Raw genomic sequence first — 3,236 nt, forward strand, 5'->3', positions numbered from 1 at the left:
ACTGCTGGTGCGGATCATAGTGAGGAACTCATTGATCGACTTGTTGCTGTAGCGGTGATGAAACGAAATGATAAGATCATGGATGTCACTATGATTAACATCTTTTATCAAACGTTTCTTGAAGTGATTTTTGAGTTTTCCCGACTTACTTCTGTCCGATCTGAGTGTAGACGGCGCGACAGTATGTACACGGCTTTCAATGAATTTATCTATGACGACATTAACTAATGTCGGATTGCTGTTTTCCACGTTTATTGCACTTAGACAGCTAGCTGCTGCTCTTCTATTTGAGAGCAGCTTATAAGCAGAAAAAATGAATTTCAATATGAAAATGCTAATATTTTTAGCAGGTTATGGAAAAAACTTCACCTTGTCTTTTTTTATCAATGAGTTGTTGTTTTTTAATTTTTCAAAGTGGTTGGCAGATAAAGCTACAGATAGGATTTGCACCCAGCATCACTGATAAGAGCTATCTAGGAGATAGCAGATCCGAAAAATGTTTGAGGATTTTTTGATTTATCGAATAATTTCTAACATTTGAAGTTAGTTATCAGACATGAGGCTTTCCTCGTTTCCTCAATGATGGGTTAATCTGATATTTTCCCCAAATGGGCGAGTTAATCTGACGTTTTTCCCAAACGGGTGAGTTACTCTGACGTTTTTCCCAAACGGGCGAGTTACTCTGACGTTTTTCCCAAACGGGCGAGTTAATCTGACGTTTTCCCAAACGGGTGAGTTACTCTGACGTTTTTCGTATCTGTGAGTATGAGATTTGACTGGTATAGTGTGTAATGGAACGATTTTTAGCAAAAGATTTTCTGTGCAGTTCTAAGCTAGCTTAAACCTGGACAAAAATGCGTTAGAGTTTGAGTTCTAATACGTTCGGTATGGGTTAGAAAAAGTATCTTGAAACCTTAAATGCTTGTTAGCTGCTTTGCCACCCGTTGCTTCTAATTTTTCTACGAATTTCCCTTTCGACAGTGCCAAGAGCATATCTCTTATTTCCCTTCAACGAACACCTAGTCGTATCACAGCGTTCACAAAGGAAATCTGTTTTTGGTTCCAAACCGTCATGTCTATAGTCATACTTGTTTGGTACGAATTCAGAATATACAAGTTCATTCTTACAGGACGGACACAAACACCATAGGTTTTTAATTTCACCATTTAAGTAGTACCAACCCCAATCAGCTCCGAATAGGTAATCTGACTTATATAGTTCTTCCACTCCTGGTTCTTTTTTTCTTGCCATTAAGGAAGCCAACTTAATTAGCGTTGGAAGTGATAACGCAATTAATAGTACTAATATCCATCCGTAGGTTTCATGTGTAGATGAAAACCATATCCAAATAGAAGTCAGCAGTTCCCAGCACCATAGTGCAGCCTTGACGAAGAGCTCTCGAAACAGAGACCAAAAAGATAGAATGATTCCGCCAACCACTGACGCAATTACACCATTACGGATTGGATGCGATTCTTTATTATTACTCAATATTAACTCCTATCTACTATGGACAGTTAACGGCGCGTTAAATCATGGGCAACGCACCACATAACCTAACCATTGCTCAGTAAACACAAAACCCAACGATGGAATGAAAAATGCCATGCGTTGGGAATCTGTCTTAAACGCTTTGCTAACTGTCTTTACTAGACTTTTTCTTCGGACTGCCGTCTTTGATAACCCTAATAGGTGGCGGAGTCGGAGTCTTTGGGGGCGGCTTCGGTTTTGCAGGTTTATTCATGTTACATCTCCTTTGGTGGAACAGGAGTCTCACTCTTAATATTGCGAGGCTCTGGAGCTGTTGGCATCGGCGGTGGAGGCGGAGCCACATTCTTTTCGTTAGACATTATACTCTCCTTTTGAATTTTTAACGCTTCTAACTGCAATAACTCTACTTGTTCGGTTAACTTTTCTAATTGAGCAGACACATTAGAATCTTTTATCAGTAACTCTTTTCGAGGTGATGAAGTATCAAGGTCTGCAATTATAAAAATACTGCTGGCGATAGCCAATGGTAAAAGAGCAGCCAAAACCCATTTAAAACCATCCCTTGCATAACCTGAACGCCCATCATTAACTTCAGTATTATGAGTTGAACAAACCTTAAAATTTTCATAAAGGTATGATTCCATTACTTCATCAACATCGTACAGTTCCTGTTGATGCTCTGGGTTTTCCTCATTGTAAGCAACTAATGCATCCCTATGTTCAATTAGCTCTATTCGATAATTATCGGTTTTCGAGGGAGAAGGAATACCACGATAACTGTGCCACGAAAACGAGTGAATTAGAAACCAAAGTGATGCGATTAATATCAAAGTTGATATTGAAACAAAAACGACAAAAAACGCTACCGCATAGCAATTTGAAGTGTAGTCAAGCATCCTGAACATATAACTAATAACCGTAAATGCAGTAACGACTATCGCAAATGAAATTTGGGTGCGAACCACTAACTTTTCTTTCACGTCCATTTCGTGAAAGTACAACTCACGATAAAGCTTAAACAATGACTTTTTGTCCAAAATTACTCCATCCTCTACTATTTTCGATGACAGTTAACATTCTTAATAACAGGCAGTCTCGTTTTTCCACCTACCCGACTTTCGATTAATTTATCATAAGTCACTAAAAATTAAAGAAAACACATCGAAATGTGTACTCTCGCCTCACATAAAAACGTGCCAGCATGTTATCCAAGACATGAAAACCAAAACCTTATTAATAAGCAACAACTTATAAAGCTAACCATCGACAAGGCGATACCAAACACTCAATAAAACATGCCACTTTCCATATTCAAACAACATTCAAACTTAATAAGTTGTGTAGAGTATTTGATCTAACAAGATTTGGGGCCTTTCGAGCTAGAAAGTGCCACGGGGAATAATTCAGCCTGTGAAGATTTTGGACAGAACTTTGTCAGTGACTTTTCTAATTTAGCTATCCTTGAATAACTTTTTGGGCTCTTCTCCGCTTAGATGAGTCTATAAATTAACAATAAAATCAATAAAGCATTGATTTATAATTACTTCCTGTCTTATATCTTAGTGTTGTAGTTTGTCGTTATTATCTTCCGCTCTATTTAATTTTAAAGGTCAATCCGTACAGTCTGTAACGCTCGAAGAGTGCACTCATTCAGTACTCGTCAAATGCAAGCGAGACAGACGCTGTAAAGTCGTTGACCCTGAGACTGGAGCACCGCGTACCGTCGACCACTATGTTCAACGTC

General features: G+C 38.5%; 3 protein-coding genes and 1 pseudogene. 2 read left to right on the forward strand and 2 right to left on the reverse strand.

Annotated elements, in window-relative coordinates; translation table 11 throughout:
- Nucleotides 1-228: hypothetical protein (locus AB4589_RS24450; protein ID WP_372101873.1), on the forward strand; the 228-nt coding region annotated here is incomplete at its 5' end.
- Between the two features lie 697 nt (nt 229-925).
- Here AB4589_RS24450 and AB4589_RS24455 read toward each other — a convergent pair.
- Together AB4589_RS24455 and AB4589_RS24460 are read right to left on the reverse strand one after the other, a co-directional pair.
- A complete protein-coding gene (locus AB4589_RS24455; protein ID WP_372101874.1) occupies nt 926-1,492 on the reverse strand; it encodes a hypothetical protein in 567 nt (188 codons plus the stop codon).
- 254 nt (nt 1,493-1,746) lie between these two features.
- Nucleotides 1,747-2,529 (reverse strand): hypothetical protein, encoded by a 783-nt coding sequence (locus tag AB4589_RS24460; protein WP_102579786.1) that lies wholly within the window; start codon nt 2,527-2,529, stop codon nt 1,747-1,749.
- Between the two features lie 535 nt (nt 2,530-3,064).
- On the opposite strand from AB4589_RS24460, the pseudogene AB4589_RS24465 reads away from it, so the two are divergent.
- A pseudogene (locus AB4589_RS24465) lies at nt 3,065-3,236 on the forward strand (ISL3 family transposase); the annotation flags it as partial.

This window comes from Vibrio sp. 10N.222.49.A3 (assembly GCF_041475145.1).
GTDB lineage: Bacteria > Pseudomonadota > Gammaproteobacteria > Enterobacterales > Vibrionaceae > Vibrio > Vibrio tasmaniensis_A.